Here is a 15651-nt window from a genome sequence, read left to right on the forward strand (position 1 = left end):
ACCCTTCAAACGACCTTCACGTCGCCCGGCGGTTCGGCCGGGTGCGGTGCGGTGGGCGGCAGTCCGAATTCGGACAGGATGTCGGCGGCGTCGGCCCCCAGTTCCGGGGCGGGCCCATGCACCTTTCCCGGCGTGCGCGAGAACCAGGTGGGCACGCCGGGAAAGCGCACCGGCCCGTGCTTGCTGTCCACCGTCTCGAAAAACCCGACCGCGTCGAGATGCGGATCGCTGAACAGCTCATCGGGTGTGCGCAGCGGCGCGCAGGGAATATCCAGTGAGCGGAACAGGGCCGACCATTCCGCCGTCGTCCGCTCCCTCAGCGTCTCGGCCAGCAGGGCATAGACCTTATCGATCTGTTTGGCCCGCTGTTCCAGCCGGGCTAGGCTGGCATCGGCCCAGGGTGGCCGCACCGCCTCCACAAACGCCGCCCATTGCTTGTCATTATAGATCAGGACGGAGATATGCCCGTCCCGCGTCCGGTAGGGGCGGCGGTTGGGTGCGACCACGCGCGGATAGATGGCCGGCCCCAGCGGCGGGTCGAACATGGCGCCATTGGCATGTTCGACCAGCATGAAGGAGGCCATGGTCTCGAACATGCCCACCTCCACCTCCTGTCCCTGGCCCGTGCGTTCCTTGTGGAACAGGGCCATCATCGTGGCGTAAAGCGCTGTCAGGCCCGCGACCTTGTCGGCCACGATGGTGCCGACATAGTTCACCTCGCCGGTCAGCATCTCCTGCGCCAGCGGCAGGCCGCATTCGGCCTGGATCGTGTCGTCATAGGCGGTCAGGTCGCTATAGGGACCGCGATGGCCATAGCCATAGCAGTTGGTATAGACGATGCCCGGATTGATCGCGGCCACGTCGGCGTAGGAAAAGCCCAGCTTCGCCACCGCCTTGGACCGTAGCGAATGGATGAACAGGTCGGCATCTTCGATCAGCCGGCGCAGCACCGCCTTGTCCTGTTCGGTGCGCAGGTCCAGCACGATGGACCGCTTGCCCCGGTTCACATTGGCGAAGATGCCGCCCATGCCTTGGGCCGGGCCGACGGAGATATAGCGTGTGCTGTCCCCGCCCGGCGGCTCGATCTTGATGATGTCGGCGCCCATGTCCGCCATGATCTGGGTGCAGTAAGGCCCCATGACCATGGCGGTAAGGTCGACGACACGCACGCCCGCCAGCGGGCCTTGCCTTGTCACGATCACACCTCAGGAAGGGCGGCGGTGTGCAACTTGGCATCCAGCTTCTGGATGGTGGGCAGAACCTCCTTGGCGAACAGCCGCGTGCTGCGTTCGGCCTCGCCATAGGGCATGTCACCGAATTGCGGGACGATGGTGATCTCCTGAAAGGAACAGGCTTCCTGGGCGGCAATGATGCGCCGGATGATCTCGTCCGGCGTGCCGATCATCAGGTTGGACGGGTGATATCCCGGTGCCTTCGGCTTGCCATCCTTGGCGGCATCCTTGCCGGTGACGGCCGAGGACAGCACGGCCGTGGCCGTGGCCTCGCGCGCGGCATAGGCCTCGTACCCCTTGATGCCCTTGAAGTTGGATGCGTCGGCAAAACCGTAATGCAGGTTCACATCGACATTGGCCTGGATGATCCAGGGGTCGGCCTGGGCCGCCTCCGCCGCCGTTGGCGTGCAATACATGAACAGCACATTCTTGGGCTGGCAGGGAGCCAGCCCAACCTCCTTGCGGATGGTATTGACCAGCTTCACTTCCTTGCCCGCATCCTCGATGGGCTTGTTGCCCACGAACAACGGCACCATGCCCCGGCGCGACAGGATTTCCAGCGATTCACGCGTGCTGGACGAACCGAAGATGCGGTCCGCCAGATCGGCGCTGAACGGTGCCGGACGCAGCGACATTTCCGGGATCTTGAATATCTGGCCTTCATAGGAGAAACGCTCCTGCGTGAAGGCCAGCTTCAGGATATCCAGCGTCTCGTCGAAGCGCTGGCGCGCCTCCTCGCGCGGCACGCCGACCGCGTCGAATTCCGACTTGGCCACGCCCCGGCCCAGGCCGATGGTCGTGTAGCGGCCTTTGGACACGATATCCAGATAGGCGATCTGGTGGGCCAAGCGGATCGGGTGCCACCAGGGGGCCACGGCCACCATGGTGCCGAAATTCAACCGCTCGCTGCGGCCGGCGAAATAGGTCAGGGTCTGGATGGGGTTGGGCGTCATGCCATAGGGCGTGCCCTGATGCTCCGGCGCCCAGATGCCGTCGAAGCCAAGCGGTTCCGCCAGATCGCCCAGCGCCAGCCCGGCCTGCACGAACTTCCAGTCCGGTTCTTCCGGCGGACGGCTGTAGTCGCCTGCCTGGATACGTTCCCAGTCCTTGGCGTTATGGGCGAAGACGCCGATATTGACCTTCATTGGTTTTGATCTCCCTGGAATATTTATGGCTTGTCAAAGCTTGCGCGGCGCGCCCGTGCCCATGTAGCGGGCCAGGTTGCGGTGCAGGTTCGCCGTGCTGCGTTCCATGTAGGGGTTGGGTTTGGTGCCGCTGAACCCGGCCGATTTCATGCCCTGCTGGACGGCGGCCATGTTGGCGAAGTCCTGGGACAGGACATAGCACCAGGCCTCCTCGTTCGCCTCGGCATAGACCCATTCCGTCGCCGGCTCCTCCCCGGCGGGGAAAAGCTCATAGACGGCGGCCTCGAAGATGCATTTGTCGGGGTCATAGCCATGGGGCCGGGCGTTGTAGCAGAGCATGTTGTTGACCGCGTGCCCGATCTGGAAATTGGGGAAGATCTGCCAGGCCGTGCCGCTTTTGCCGACATGGGCGGGATCGACCTCGGGCCAGACCACGCCGCGCGCCGCGTCATGATCGCGCGCCGATTTCAGCCAGTGCTTCAGCACCTCGCCGGGCGGCGTGCCGTCGGGCAACTCATCCACCAGACGCTGGGCGGCATCGACCAGCGTCTGGGTGGTGTTGGTATTGGCCTGCGTCCAGGTATAGAGCTGCATCTCGGCCGTAGAGAGGCGAGCATCCGTGCCCTCCCCCACCCGCAGCTTGGCTTCCTGGTTGCGGTCCATGTTCTTGGGCGCCTCGTACCCGATATGGGAATGCAGCCCCTGCGCCCGCGCCCAGCCCCGGAACTGGCCGAACTTGTTGAATTCCGGATGGGTGGTCTGCACATGGTAGGTCTCGTTGAACGCCTCCAGCGCCACCTTCCAATTGCAGTCGAACACACCCCATTTGCGCCAGCGGCAGCGCATGTTCTGCAGCTGGAACGGGTCCAGCATGGCGGGCACCACCCCCAGATAATCGCTCAACGGCCCGCAATCGGGGGCCAGGTTGATCCAGACCCAGCCGCCCCAGCAATCGACTTTCACCTTGGTCAGGCCGGTGCAGCCGCCGGTCAGCGCCCCCTGCCAGTCATCCTTGTGCGGGATATAGACATTCTCCCCATCCAGGTTGAAGCCCCAGCCATGGAAGCCGCAGATGAAGCGGTTGCGCTTGCCTCTGGCGTTGCGGGCACCCTTGGGTGTGTCAACCAGGCGGCGGCCGCGATGCGGGCAGACATTGTGATAGGCGGAGATCTGGTCATCCGCCGCGCGCACAATGATGACTGAATCGTCCAGGATATCGAAGGTCAGGAAATCGCCGACTTCCGGTATCTCCTCCACCCTTCCGGCCTGAAGCCAGACCTTGCGCCACAGAAGGTCACGCTCGGCCCGCGCATAGTCCGGGGAAATATAGGCCTCCACCGGGATCGTAAGGGGGCAGGAAAGATCATCTTCCGTGATGTCGCCCGCATTCGTCATGGCATCATCCTCCTGGAACATGCGAACCTGTGCGTAAAGCCGGGTCCGTCATTGCTTTTGGTGCTGGAACGACCCGTGGCGCGGTAAGCGCCCTTCGCGGCCTTGCCCGGACATCCGATTTTCATCGAATTGGTCCGGACATCTAATCCCAACATTGCTTCATGTCAAATGGGATATTAAGGTGAGTGTTGACGACAACGGCAATGTTGTCCATACAAAAAATAGCACACCTTGCCGCCAAGCACGGCCCCTGGGCGAATGCGCCCCCTCCAGACATCTGGCCCATCATGACGACAGCCCACACCATCTCCTCAGCAGAGGAGATCATCGAAGAAGCCCGCCAGGGCCGCATGTTCATCCTGGTCGATGACGAGGATCGGGAGAATGAGGGCGATCTGGTCATCCCCGCCCAGATGGCAACCCCGGCCGCCATCAATTTCATGGCCATGCATGGGCGCGGCCTGATCTGCCTGGCGCTGACCAGGCCGCGGGTGGACCAGCTCGGCCTGCCGCCCATGGCAAGGCACAACAGTTCCAGGCATGAGACCGCCTTCACCGTCTCCATCGAGGCACGGGACGGCGTGACCACCGGCATCTCCGCATCCGACCGGGCACGCACCATCGCCGTGGCCATCGATGCCGCCAACGGGCCGGAACAGCTGGTGACGCCCGGCCATGTCTTTCCTCTGGTCGCGCGCGATGGCGGCGTGCTGGTGCGGGCGGGCCATACGGAAGCGGCGGTGGATGTGGCGCGGCTGGCCGGGCTGAACCCGTCCGGCGTGATCTGCGAGATCATCAACGAGGACGGAACCATGGCCCGGATGGATGATCTGGGCCCGTTCGCGGCCCGGTTCGGCTTGAAGATCGGCACGATCCGCGACCTGATCGCCTATCGCCGCCGCCATGACAATCTGGTTGCCCGTATCGAGGAATCGACCCTGGTTTCCGACTATGGCGGCGAATGGTCGAAGCTGACCTACCGCAACAAGGTCGATGGCTCCATCCATTACGTATTGTGCAAGGGAGAAGTGACACAAGGTCAGGCCACCCTGGTCCGGGTCCATGCGGCGTCGCTGTTCTCCGACATGCTGGGTCAGCCCGGCCCCCGCAAGCGCGCCCTACAACGGGCCATGGTGCGGATAGGGGAGGTCGGATCCGGGCTGATCGTCCTGCTGATCCCGCCGTTGGACCGGGGCAGGGAGGCCGAACTGGTGCCCGACATGCGCTCCTATGGCATCGGCGCCCAGATCCTGGCGGACATGGGCGTGCATGACATGGTGCTGCTGACCAACTCCCCCCACCGCTCCATCGTCGGGCTGCTGGGCTATGGCCTGAACATCGTCGGCGAAGAACGCCTGATTTGATCTCCGGAGAGGAACCAATATGTCTTCCAGACCCTTCATCGTGGGCATCGGCGGCACGACCCAGCCCGGCTCCTCCACCGAGCAGGCTTTGCGCCTGGCCCTGGACGCCGCAGCGGCGGCGGGTGCCGAGACCTTCCTGTTCGGCAGCGCGCAACTGGTCGCCCTGCCGCATTATCTCACACCGGCCGCTGCCGACAATATCGAGGCCCACGCGCTGGTGGCCGCCATCCGCCGCGCCGATGGCGTGCTGATCGCCAGCCCCGGCTATCACGGTTCCATCTCTGGGCTGGTAAAAAACGCCATCGATTATCTGGAGGAAACCGCCCGCGATGCGCGCCCCTATCTGGATGGGCGCGCCGTGGGGCTGATCGCCACCGCCTATGGCTGGCAGGCGGCCAATACCACCCTGTCCACGCTGCGGTCCATCACCCATGCCCTGCGCGGCTGGCCCACACCCATGGGCGCCGCCATCAACAGCGCCGGCGGCATCTTCAAGGACGGCACCTGTACGGACGACCGCATCGCCGAGTTGCTGCGCCTCGTCGCCGCCCAGGTCCTGGGCTTCCGCGACCGGCATTGACCCTTGCGGTGTGCAGGCCATGGCTGTTCTTCGACGGTTTTGTCCGAATTAGAGAATACGGAATCGCTCAATTCAACCCCCTGATATTATTGGTGTTCAACATATTGAACCTTATCTTGTCCGTATAAATTTTCCTTGATCAGGCGCATACGTCAAGCTATGAGTAGCCCCATGCGATCCGGCAAGTGATCGCGATTGACAAAGAATTCGGGAGGAAAGAATGAGGGGCCACACGCTCGTTGCCGGCGTGAGCGCGCTTGCTGTTGTCAGCGGCGCGTCCGGACAAGAAGTCGCCCAAGCGCCCACCGCTTCACCGCAGCTGGAAGAGATCGTGGTCACCGCGCAGCGCCGTGAGCAGCGCCTGCAGGACGTGCCGCTGACCGTGACCGCCCTGTCGGATGACGCGCTGGCCAAGGCTGGCGTGGCCAATATCTTCGACCTGCAATCGGCCGTGTCGGGTCTGGCCTGGGGCGGTGCTGGCAATGCCACGCAACCCTCCATCCGTGGCCTTTCCACCTCGGTCAGCACCGGGGGTGCGGAAAACCCCAACGCGCTCTATGTCGACGGCGTTTACTACGCCCAGCCGCAGCTGTTCGGCGCCACCCTGCCCGATGTGGAGCGGGTGGAGGTGCTGAAAGGGCCGCAGGGCACCTTGTTCGGCCGCAATTCCGTGGGCGGCGCCATCCGCATCTTCACCAAGAAGCCCAGCTATGAGCAGACGGGCGATGTCAGCCTGGAGGCCGGGCTTTACACGGGCGACGGCCCCAGCCGCGCCGCGCCGCACTATGTCGCCAAGGGCTTCGTCAGCGTGCCGCTGGTCGACCAGAAACTGGCCATGAGCCTGTCGGGCGGTTACGACTGGACCGACGGCTGGATGACCAATGACGAGAATGGCAAGCGCTACGGCACCGTGGAGCGCAAGAACGCCCGCGCCAAGCTGCTGTTCGATCCGTCCGAAAATGTCAGCGTGCTGCTGAGCGGCTATTACCTGAAGCATGATGATCGCGGCCTGCAAGGCATGACGCCGCTGAACGGCCTGGTCGCCGCCAGCCAGTATCCCGGCGCCATCGTCCCCACCATCCCCTATCATACCGGTTTCGACACCGGTGCCGGCAAGGTGTTCGACAAGGCCGATGTGAAAAGCCACGGCTTTAGCGGCATGATCGAATGGGACCTGGAGAATCTGGGCACGCTGACCTCCACCACCGCCTATAATAAGGATCAGGTCCGCAACCTGACCACCATCGCCCATTCAAAGGGCACGACCCAGTGCCTGACCGTCTTCGCCTGCGTCGTCCTGAACTACCCGCTGGACAATAAGGCGGTCTCCCAGGAGGTGAATTTCTCCTCCGAGCAGTTCGGCATGTTCCGCGTCACCGGCGGCCTGTTCTATTTCCATCAGAAGAGCGCTTTGAACACGCTGTCCAACGAGATCACCATCCCCGGCGGCCTGCCCAGCAGCTTCGTGCGCTATGACACGAAATCCTATGCCGGTTATGGCGAGGTGGAGATGACGCCGGACGAGCAATGGACGGTGACGCTGGGCGGCCGCTACACGAAGGAGCCCCGCGACGATATCAGCCTGGCTCCGGCCGTAGCGGCGAAGAAGCAGACCTTCGAGAGCTTTCTGCCGCGCGTGTCGGTACGCTACGCCTTCTCGCCTGAAACCAGCCTCTATGCCACCTATGCGGTGGGCGAGAAGAGCGGCCTGACCGGCCTTTCCAATACCGGCAGCGTGCCGCGCTTCAAGGAAGTCGATCCGGAGAAGAACAATTCCTATGAGATCGGCCTGAAATACGCCGCCTCCGGCCTCAGCTTCAATACGGCGGTCTTCTATTACGACTACAAGAACAAGCAGGAGCAGGCCTATACCGGCACCACGGTGATCCTGCAGAATACCGGCCCCGTCCGCATCTATGGCCTGGATGCTGATGCCAGCGTCCGGCTGAACGAGGAATTCACGCTGAAGGGCAACATCTCCTGGGTGCCCAAGGCGGAATATCGCGATTTCCCCGATGCCGTGGCCTATGGGTTGACGCGCAATCCCACCGGCACCTTCCGGCAGGTGATTTTCGACGCCACCGGCATGCGCCCCATCCGATCACCGAAATTCACTGGCAACATCAACCTGAATTATGAACGCGATCTGGACCAGGGCACGTTCGATGCCAGCACCAACCTGGCATACTCATCCGCCATCAACCAGGACATGCTGGGCATCCTGCATCAGGGCGCCTATGCGACGCTGAGCGCGCGGGCCGGCTACACGTTCGCGGATACGGACCTGCGCATCGGCATCTATGGCCGCAACCTGACGGCCAAGACCTATATCAACCACGCCTTCCCCAGCGGCGTCGGCTTCACGGTCAATTACGCCCGTCCGCAGGAGATCGGGCTGCAGCTCAGCTACAGCTACTGATCCCACCCTCCCCCCCTTCACCTTCCCCTGACCGAGAGTTGGGGGAGGGTGATTTTTTGTCTGACCTGCAACAGCGGGAGCCATCCGCCCATGATTTCTGTCAGTCAAACCGGCGTCGAGCCCAAGAGCTTCCTCCAGGAATGGCGGGATGGCTGGCTCGTCGTGCTGTGCGCGGGCCTGGGCTATGGCACCGGCGGGGCCATGATCCTGCTGACATCGGGCCTGTTCATCAACCCGATGAAGGACGCGCTGGGCTGGTCGACCAGCACCGTCACCATCGCGCCCACGGTCACCCTGGTCTGGGCGCTGTGCTGCCCCCTGTCCGGGGCCATCATCGACCGCATGGGCAGCCGGATGGCCGGCGTCGCCGGCGCGCTGGGCCTGGCCTTCTGCGCCACCCTGCTGGCCTTCCTGCCGCCATCGCCCTTCACCCTGCATGGCGTCGCCGCCTTGATGGGCGTCTTCGCCTCTCTGACCGTGGTGCCCACCTATACGCGCGCCGTGGTCGGCCGCTTCCGGCGCGGTGTCGGCCTAGCCCTGGGCCTGACGCTCAGCGGGTCCGCCTTCGTCGCCATGGGGGCGCTGCCGCTGATCAGCGGCATGATCCGCACCCATGGCTGGCAGGCGGGATATCTGGCCAGTGCCGGCATCATCCTGCTCGTCGGCCTGCCGGCGATCCTGATCGGCTATCGTGAGCAGCCGGGTGCCGGCGGCGTCAAGGCAACGGCCGCGCCAATGGACGGGGCCAGCGTCGGCACCGCCCTACGCGATGCCCGTTTCTGGCTCTACACCATCGCCTTTTCCCTGGCCTGCGTGGCCATCGGCGGCTTCGTCGCACATCTGCAGCCGCTGCTGGCCAATCTGGGCATCGGGCTGACGGAGGCCGTGTCGCTGGGCGTGGTCTATGCGATCGCCGCCAGCGTCGGGCGCATCGGCGGGGGCCTGCTGCTGGACCGGGTCTGGCCGTTCGGGGTGGCGGCCGGCATCACCGGGCTGGCGGCGGTCGGCGCCTTCGGCATGGCCCATGCCCAGGGCACCATGGTCCTGGCCCTCATCACCGCCATCGTCGCCACCTTGGGCATCGGCCAGGGGGCGGAGGCGGATTACCCGGCCTTCTTCGGCCGGCGCAGCTTCGGCATGCGGTCCTTCTCCACCATCGTCGGCGTATTCGCCATGACGACGACGGCCAGCCTGTCGGTGGGCGCACTCAGCTATGGCCTGCTGTTCGACCGCATGGGCACTTATGCCGCCGCCTGCCAGCTGGGGGCGGCCTGCCTGCTGGCCTCTTCCCTGTGCATAGTGGCGGCTGGTTTCCTCGACAGGAAACACGCCGCGCATTGATCAATGGACAAGGCCGCCGGGCGATTTTCCGCCCGACAGCCCTTTCTATTTTCAAGGCACGACAAGCGGGCAATCCCGCTCCCCTTCCCCCTCGGGCAATTTGGCTTTGTCGTTGAACGGAAGCGGCATGGTCGGCACCATGCCGGCCCATTCCAGCGCATTGTTGCGCTTGGAAATCTTCCAGGCCCCGTGCCGCTTTTCCATCCGGTCCAGATAGCGCCCACCGGCGATCCAGTTCGTCTCATCATGGTTGCGGCCGACGAACAGGTAATAGGTCTCCACATCCGCGACATCGCCGTCGAAATGGCAGGTCTGGTTCAGCAGATTATGGTGCGTGGCCGACTGCCCGTCGCGATGCAGCGTCGATGCCCAGTCATAGAGTTCCCTTGGCCCGCCCAGGAATGGCCCGACATCGATCACCGCGTCATCATGGAAGGCCGACAGGAACAAGGCCCTGTCGAGCCTGTCCATGCCCCGGGCGAACCGGGTCAGGCAGTCCAGAATGTCCTGCCGGTCGATCAGCGTCTGCAAACGCTTGGCGTCATCCATGGCGCGTCCCCCCATCCCGGGCCGCCATCGCGCAGCTATAGCGGATATGGTCGACATGCCCGGCGGAGATGTAGGGGGCGTGGGTGGAGCGGATCGCCTCCTGGGCCGCGGCGATCGCCTCCACACTCCAATCGGGATGATAGAGGCCGGGCGATTCCGCCATGAACACGCGGGCGGCGCGGCCGGCGATGGATACCAGCATCTCTCCCGTCACCGTGCAGCTCTCATGCGCCAGCCAGGCAACCATGGGCGCCACCATTTCCGGCGTCATCGGCGGATAGGCAGAGGTGTCGATCCCTTCCGCCATGCGGGTCACAGCACCGGGCACGATACTATTGCAGGTGACGCCATGCTCCGCCCCCTCCAGGGCTGCGACATTGGCCAGCCCGACCAGCCCGGCCTTGGCCGCCCCGTAATTGGCCTGATTGAAATTGCCGTACAGGCCGCCGATGGAGGAGGTCATGATGATGCGGCCATATCCGGCCGCGCACATGGCGGTGAAGGCGGGCTTCAGCACATGGAAACCGCCGCGCAGATGCACATCCAGCACGCCGTCGAAATCCTCATACGACATTTCCGTGATCGGCGCGCCGCGCACGATGCCGGCATTGTGGATCAGGATGTCGATGCGGCCATACTGATCGATGGCGGCCTTGATGATCGCCGCTCCGCCTGCCGCCGTCGCCACGCTGTCCAGGTTGGCGATGGCCTCGCCACCGGCGGCGCGGATCTCGCGCACGACTTCCTCAGCCGGGCTTTCATCATTCACGTCGCCGCGCATGGTGCCGCCGGCATCATTGACGACGATCTTCGCCCCCCGTGCCGCCAGCAGCAGCGCATAGGCCCGGCCCAAACCGCGGCCAGCACCCGTTATCACGGCCACGCGGCCGTCGAACCTCAGTTCCGACATGTCGTTACTCCCATCATAGGATTGGTTCCGCCCGCTAAGGGGCGGGCCGGTCAGACCGGCGAATGCAGCGGGGAACCGCGCTGGGCGCGCAGCGAGGGAGGCACCCGTCCGTCGATGTCGGTCACCCCATATTCCTGCGCCAGCTCGGCGGCGATATAGGTGGCGCCGCTGCGGGCCATGACGGCCGGGTCGCGGGCCAGGGCGGCGATGACGCGGCCGGGGAACTCCACCGACGAGCCGACCAGCGGATTGGTCACCGTCTGCCCCTTCATCGCGGGGTTCCGGTTCAGGTTGCGCTCCGCCCGTTCGGTGAAGGTCAGACCCAGCCAGAGCGACAGCGACGCCACGCCATACGGCTTCAGTTCGATGGCCATGTCGCGTGCCATGCGGTCCACGGCGGATTTGCAGGTGCCAAACACGACGCCGTAAGTGTAGGTGACGCCGACATAACCCGACGTCGCCACGATCAGGCCCGACCCCTGCGGCACCATCAGCCGGGCCGCATGCCAAGCCGCCACGAAATTCGACCGCACGCCGACATCCACCATTTCCCAATTGGAAAGCGGCTTCTCCCAGAAGGGCGCCGGCACGGTCAGATCCTCGGGCAGCGAGAAGGCATTGTTGACCAGGATGTCCAGCCGCCCCTGCTCCGCCCGCACCCGGTCGAACAGTGCTGCGACCTGCGCGTCGTCTCCATGGTCGACCTGAACGGCGATACCATGTCCGCCCCTCCCATCCACCTCCAGCGCCGTTTCACCGACGGTTCCCGGCAGCGGATATGATCCCGGCGTCACCGTGCGTCCCGTGACATAGATTGTCGCCCCCTGTTCGGCCAGGGCCAGTGCAATTCCCCGGCCGATGCCACGGCTGGCACCCGTCACCACCGCCACCTTGCCTGACAGCGCACCCATTTCCCCCAAGTCCTCCCGACATGTTCTTATTTTCGGCATGGCGCCATTTTCCGGCAGCTTATGCCCAGCCCGATCACCCGTCAACGCCATATTCCATGTTATCCGGACATATTTGAAATATATTGATTTTATAAAATCGTTAAAAATCAATGGATTAGTAGCAATCTAATCCATATATCCGTATATAAATCCCAGAAAATTCAACAACATCCCAGACCACCCCCACCGCAACCCCACAGACGATGAAAAATTTATCCGGATGAATCGCAACGATCGAAAACCTGTACCGGCTTGCAGCACCCCTGGGCTTGCACTATGCTCGCCGCCAAGCCTGCCGGGCATGAGCAGGCGCCGGGGTGTGGAACAACTGAACGAAGGTACGCGTGAACATGGCCCGGAAGAATGAGGGTGCCAGCCAGGAAGCATCGGCCACCGGCAAGAGCACGCCCCCGCTTTACCTCCAGCTTGCCCGCACCCTGAAGGACGAAATCGTCAGCGGCATCCATCCCGTCGGTTCGCAATTGCCGACGGAGGATGAGCTTTGCGCCCGCTTCTCCGTCAGCCGCTATACGGTGCGCGAGGCCCTGCGCCGCCTGCGCGATGAGGAACTGGTATCCTCGCGCCAGGGGGCCGGCACCGTGGTCATCCCGCCCAAGGCGGATAATTCCTATGTCCTGCATGCCACCTCGATCAATGATCTGGTGGCCTATGCCCATGGCACGCATTTCAAGATCGGCATGATCAAGATGATCACCATCGACGCCAAGCTGGCCGGCCGCACCGGCCTGACGGCGGGCGAGGAATGGCTGGCCGTGCGCGGCCTGCGCCATGCCGATGGTGAGGATGCGCCCTTCTGCTGGACCGAATATTACATCAACCGTGATTTCGCCGCCGTCGCGCGGCTGTTGCAGCGCCAGAGCGCCCCGATCTTCCCGCTGATCGAGGATCTGTTCGCCGTGACCATCGCCGAGGTCTATCAGGAGATCTCGGCCGACCTGATCTCTCCGCCCCTGGCCGACACCTTGAAGGTCAAGCCGGACAGTGTGGCGCTGGAAGTGCGCCGCACCTATCGCATCACCGACGGCACCGTCGCCCAGGTGACCATCAGCACCCATCCGGCATCGCGGTTCCGTCATTCCATGACGTTGAAGCGCATGAAGACCTGACCGCAAGGGAATAGCCACAACCGCCGCGGTCGGGACTGCCGGACAACCCTTCGGGAGTAAGGCAATGACCCACGAACCCAACCGGCTGGACGGCCGGATCGTCATCGTTTCCGGTGCCGGCGGCGGTGGGCTGGGCACCAGCATCGCCGCCATGGCCGCCCGCGCCGGCGCCACCGTGGTCGCCGTCAGCCGCAAGCCGGACAATCTGGACCGGCATATGGGGCCGCTGATCGCCGAAGGCCTGTCCATCCTGCCCGTGGCCGCCGACGTGGAAACAGACGAAGGGGTGGCCGCCATCATGGAACGCGCCTGCGCCGCACCTGGCGATCTCTATGGTCTGGTCACCGTCGTGGGCGGCGGCCCGCCACCGACCTGGGGCCCGGCCACCCGCCTGTCGCGGGCGCATTGGCGGGCTTTGTTCTCCACCAACCTGGACAGCATGTTCTTCATCGCCCAGGCCTTCGCCGCCGCGCTGCAGGCGCGCGGGTTGCCCGGATCGCTGGTCGCCATATCGTCGGTCACGGCGCTGGGCACCATGCCCTATAACATCGCCTATGGGGCGGCGAAGGCGGCCCTGCTGTCGGTGGTGCGCACCCTGGCGCTGGAACTGGCTTCATCGGGCATCAGGGTGAATGCGGTGGCGCCCGGCGCCATCGCCAGCCCGTCATCGCTGGTGGTCGACGATCCGGTCCTGGCCCGGCGCGCCATCCCGATGGGCCGCAAGGCCGCCCCGGAGGAGATCGCCGGTACCACCCTGTTCCTGCTGTCGGACGCGGCCGGCTATGTCACCGGGCAGTGCCTGGCCGCCGATGGCGGCATCAGCCTGAAATGGTCGCATCTGGCGGATGACAACACGCCCCTGCTGGTCACCAACCAGGCCTTTTTAACCGCCATGAAGGGTGGTTAAGTTTTCTTTGTTCCCTCAAACGCCGGGCGCCCACATCCGTGGGCTTGGCTTACGGCGCATGAGCGCCGGGCCGGCCGTCGCCGGCCTCCGACGGCATGAGTCAAAACTCATGCCGTCGGTGTCGCAGCGCCATGACCGACCCCTCGCCATCGGCGGACAGGTAAAGCGTGCCATCGCCGCCCACGGCGATGGCGGCAAACGGTCCCATGGGGCCGGAGAAGGGCAGCATGGCGCGCAACGGCTTCGGTGTCACACCCGGCGGGGCGCCCAGCGGCAGACCGGCGGCGATCACTTCCCGCTGGCCCGTCGCCAGATCGAACACCAGCAGTTCCCAGGTGCCGGCATCGACGATGAACAGCCGGCCGCCATGGATGGCCAGCCCCTGCGGCCGGCACAGCCCGTCCAGCAGGATTTCCGTGCCGGCCCCCGTCACCCGTGATACGCGGCCGGCCCCGGCCTCCGACACCAGCAGGGCGCCGTCGGGGGCCAGAACGACATCGGTCGGGTCCGACAGACCTTCGGCCAGCACCTCCACCGCGTCGCGCTTGACGCAGACCAGCCGGCCCGCGCCGCGTTCCGCCGCCACGACGGCGCCGTCCGGCAGCATGGCCAGCCCGTAAAGCTGGTCGAACCCCTCGGCCAGCATCTCGCTTTCATCCGCCTGGGGCCGATAGCGGACGATGCGCCCCGTGGTCGTCGTGGTGACGAAGCCGTCCCCGTCAGCGGCCAGCCCGCGCACATTGCCTGGATAGCCGGGGCTGAAGATCATCCCCAGCCGTTGCGGCGCACCCCCGTCCGGCAGAACGTAGAAGGAGACGCCATCGGCGATGTACAGCCGTCCATCGCCGCCGACCGCCAGCCCCATGGGACCGTTGAAGCCGCCGGGCAGCACCAGCCTGTCCTTGGCCCCGCCCAGGATTTCCGTGACCTGCCCGTTGGACAGGTGGGAAACGAACAGCCGGTCGCCCAGGAAGGTCAGATTGTCCAGGCCGGGATCCAGCCGGGCCAGGGTGCTGCGTTCGCCTGTGCCGGGATGGATGCGCAGCACCTCTCCCGTCGCCGATTGCGGGGAGACGATATAGCCGTAGGGATCGAACTTCACCGCCACGGGGGCGGCAAGGTCGCCCACCACCCGCTGCATCGGGCCGCCATCGGGATGGACGCGCCAGATCTCGTTGGTGCCCATCACGGGAAAATAGAGATGCCCGCCCGGCCCCACCTCCAGCGCGTTGGGCAGGGGCACATTGTCCAGGATCAGCCGCGGCTCCCCGCCATCCAGCGGCAGTTCCAGCACGCGCCCGCCGATACGGCATTCATCGATGAACAGCCTTCCATGGTGGAAGGTGATGCCATTGGCCGCCGGCAAATCGTCACGCAGCACCCGGGCATGGCCATCCACCCCCAGCACGGCGACGCGCCCGTCCAGCACCTCGGTGGCGTACAACTCTCCCCGCGGGGAGAAGGCCAGATCGTCCGGCGCCACGATCGCCCCGCCCTGCGGGCTGATCGTGTCCATGGCACCACTGTCAGGGTCGATGGCGGTGATGCAACTGCCCAGCACCTGGGCCACATACAGCCGGTCATCGGCCCCGGCGCGGATACCGTTGGCCCCGTAAAGACGGCTGGCCGGCGTCAACCGCCGCAGGCACCAGCCATCGGCAACCCGGACGGAATGTACCGCCGGATAGCGTCCCGAACGCTGCATCATCGCTTGTTCCTCCGGTAATTCCGG

At 64.8% G+C, this 15651-nt stretch carries 13 protein-coding genes; 6 read left to right on the plus strand and 7 right to left on the minus strand.

The window, feature by feature from the left end:
* Positions 1 to 5: 5 nt before the first annotated feature.
* From AC1Q7F_RS06060 to AC1Q7F_RS06070, 3 genes are read right to left on the minus strand one after another with little or no spacing between them, the layout of a single operon-like run.
* A complete protein-coding gene (locus tag AC1Q7F_RS06060; RefSeq protein WP_492504826.1) occupies positions 6 to 1196 on the minus strand; it encodes a CaiB/BaiF CoA transferase family protein in 1191 nt (396 codons plus the stop codon).
* Between the two features lie 2 nt (positions 1197 to 1198).
* Entirely contained in the window at positions 1199 to 2377 is a 1179-nt protein-coding gene (locus tag AC1Q7F_RS06065) for an LLM class flavin-dependent oxidoreductase (protein ID WP_492504828.1), read from the minus strand.
* Between the two features lie 33 nt (positions 2378 to 2410).
* Positions 2411 to 3772: an aromatic ring-hydroxylating oxygenase subunit alpha gene (locus AC1Q7F_RS06070; RefSeq protein ID WP_492504830.1), complete on the minus strand. Its 1362-nt coding sequence runs from the start codon at positions 3770 to 3772 to the stop codon at positions 2411 to 2413.
* 287 nt (positions 3773 to 4059) lie between these two features.
* Here AC1Q7F_RS06070 and ribB point away from each other — a divergent pair, with 287 nt between their 5' ends.
* The 4 genes from ribB to AC1Q7F_RS06090 all read left to right on the plus strand — a co-directional run bounded on the left by ribB (position 4060) and on the right by AC1Q7F_RS06090 (position 9476).
* Positions 4060 to 5136 (plus strand): 3,4-dihydroxy-2-butanone-4-phosphate synthase, encoded by a 1077-nt coding sequence (gene ribB, locus AC1Q7F_RS06075; protein ID WP_492504832.1) that lies wholly within the window; start codon positions 4060 to 4062, stop codon positions 5134 to 5136.
* A 19-nt stretch (positions 5137 to 5155) separates the two neighbouring features.
* Positions 5156 to 5716 carry an NADPH-dependent FMN reductase gene (locus AC1Q7F_RS06080; RefSeq protein ID WP_492504834.1) on the plus strand — a complete coding sequence of 187 codons (561 nt, stop codon included), beginning with the start codon at positions 5156 to 5158 and terminating at the stop codon, positions 5714 to 5716.
* A gap of 220 nt (positions 5717 to 5936) precedes the next feature.
* Positions 5937 to 8135 carry a TonB-dependent receptor gene (locus tag AC1Q7F_RS06085; protein WP_492504836.1) on the plus strand — a complete coding sequence of 733 codons (2199 nt, stop codon included), beginning with the start codon at positions 5937 to 5939 and terminating at the stop codon, positions 8133 to 8135.
* Between the two features lie 90 nt (positions 8136 to 8225).
* Positions 8226 to 9476 carry an MFS transporter gene (locus tag AC1Q7F_RS06090; RefSeq protein ID WP_492504838.1) on the plus strand — a complete coding sequence of 417 codons (1251 nt, stop codon included), beginning with the start codon at positions 8226 to 8228 and terminating at the stop codon, positions 9474 to 9476.
* A gap of 51 nt (positions 9477 to 9527) precedes the next feature.
* Here AC1Q7F_RS06090 and AC1Q7F_RS06095 read toward each other — a convergent pair whose 3' ends face one another.
* Genes AC1Q7F_RS06095 through AC1Q7F_RS06105 form a run of 3 tightly spaced genes read right to left on the minus strand, consistent with a single transcriptional unit; the run spans position 9528 to position 11846 of the window.
* Positions 9528 to 10025 (minus strand): nuclear transport factor 2 family protein, encoded by a 498-nt coding sequence (locus tag AC1Q7F_RS06095; protein WP_492504840.1) that lies wholly within the window; start codon positions 10023 to 10025, stop codon positions 9528 to 9530.
* Positions 10018 to 10935, minus strand: a complete 918-nt coding sequence (locus AC1Q7F_RS06100; protein ID WP_492504842.1) for an SDR family NAD(P)-dependent oxidoreductase — start codon at positions 10933 to 10935, stop codon at positions 10018 to 10020. Before AC1Q7F_RS06100 ends, AC1Q7F_RS06095 begins: the two co-directional genes overlap by 8 nt.
* Before the next feature lie 50 nt (positions 10936 to 10985).
* Positions 10986 to 11846 carry an SDR family NAD(P)-dependent oxidoreductase gene (locus AC1Q7F_RS06105; RefSeq protein WP_492504843.1) on the minus strand — a complete coding sequence of 287 codons (861 nt, stop codon included), beginning with the start codon at positions 11844 to 11846 and terminating at the stop codon, positions 10986 to 10988.
* 389 nt (positions 11847 to 12235) lie between these two features.
* Between AC1Q7F_RS06105 and AC1Q7F_RS06110 the strand changes: the two genes are divergently transcribed.
* Both AC1Q7F_RS06110 and AC1Q7F_RS06115 read left to right on the plus strand, forming a co-directional pair.
* Positions 12236 to 13012 (plus strand): GntR family transcriptional regulator, encoded by a 777-nt coding sequence (locus tag AC1Q7F_RS06110; RefSeq protein WP_492504845.1) that lies wholly within the window; start codon positions 12236 to 12238, stop codon positions 13010 to 13012.
* 64 nt (positions 13013 to 13076) lie between these two features.
* The gene (locus AC1Q7F_RS06115) at positions 13077 to 13919 is read left to right on the plus strand and encodes an SDR family NAD(P)-dependent oxidoreductase (RefSeq protein WP_492504847.1); all 843 of its coding nucleotides are present in this window, start codon (positions 13077 to 13079) and stop codon (positions 13917 to 13919) included.
* Between the two features lie 100 nt (positions 13920 to 14019).
* Here the strand turns inward: AC1Q7F_RS06115 and AC1Q7F_RS06120 are convergent, their stop codons facing one another.
* A complete protein-coding gene (locus AC1Q7F_RS06120; RefSeq protein WP_492504849.1) occupies positions 14020 to 15627 on the minus strand; it encodes a Vgb family protein in 1608 nt (535 codons plus the stop codon).
* Positions 15628 to 15651 lie beyond the last annotated feature (24 nt).

It is taken from the genome of Niveispirillum sp. GW835-FHT14G11 (assembly GCF_058793615.1).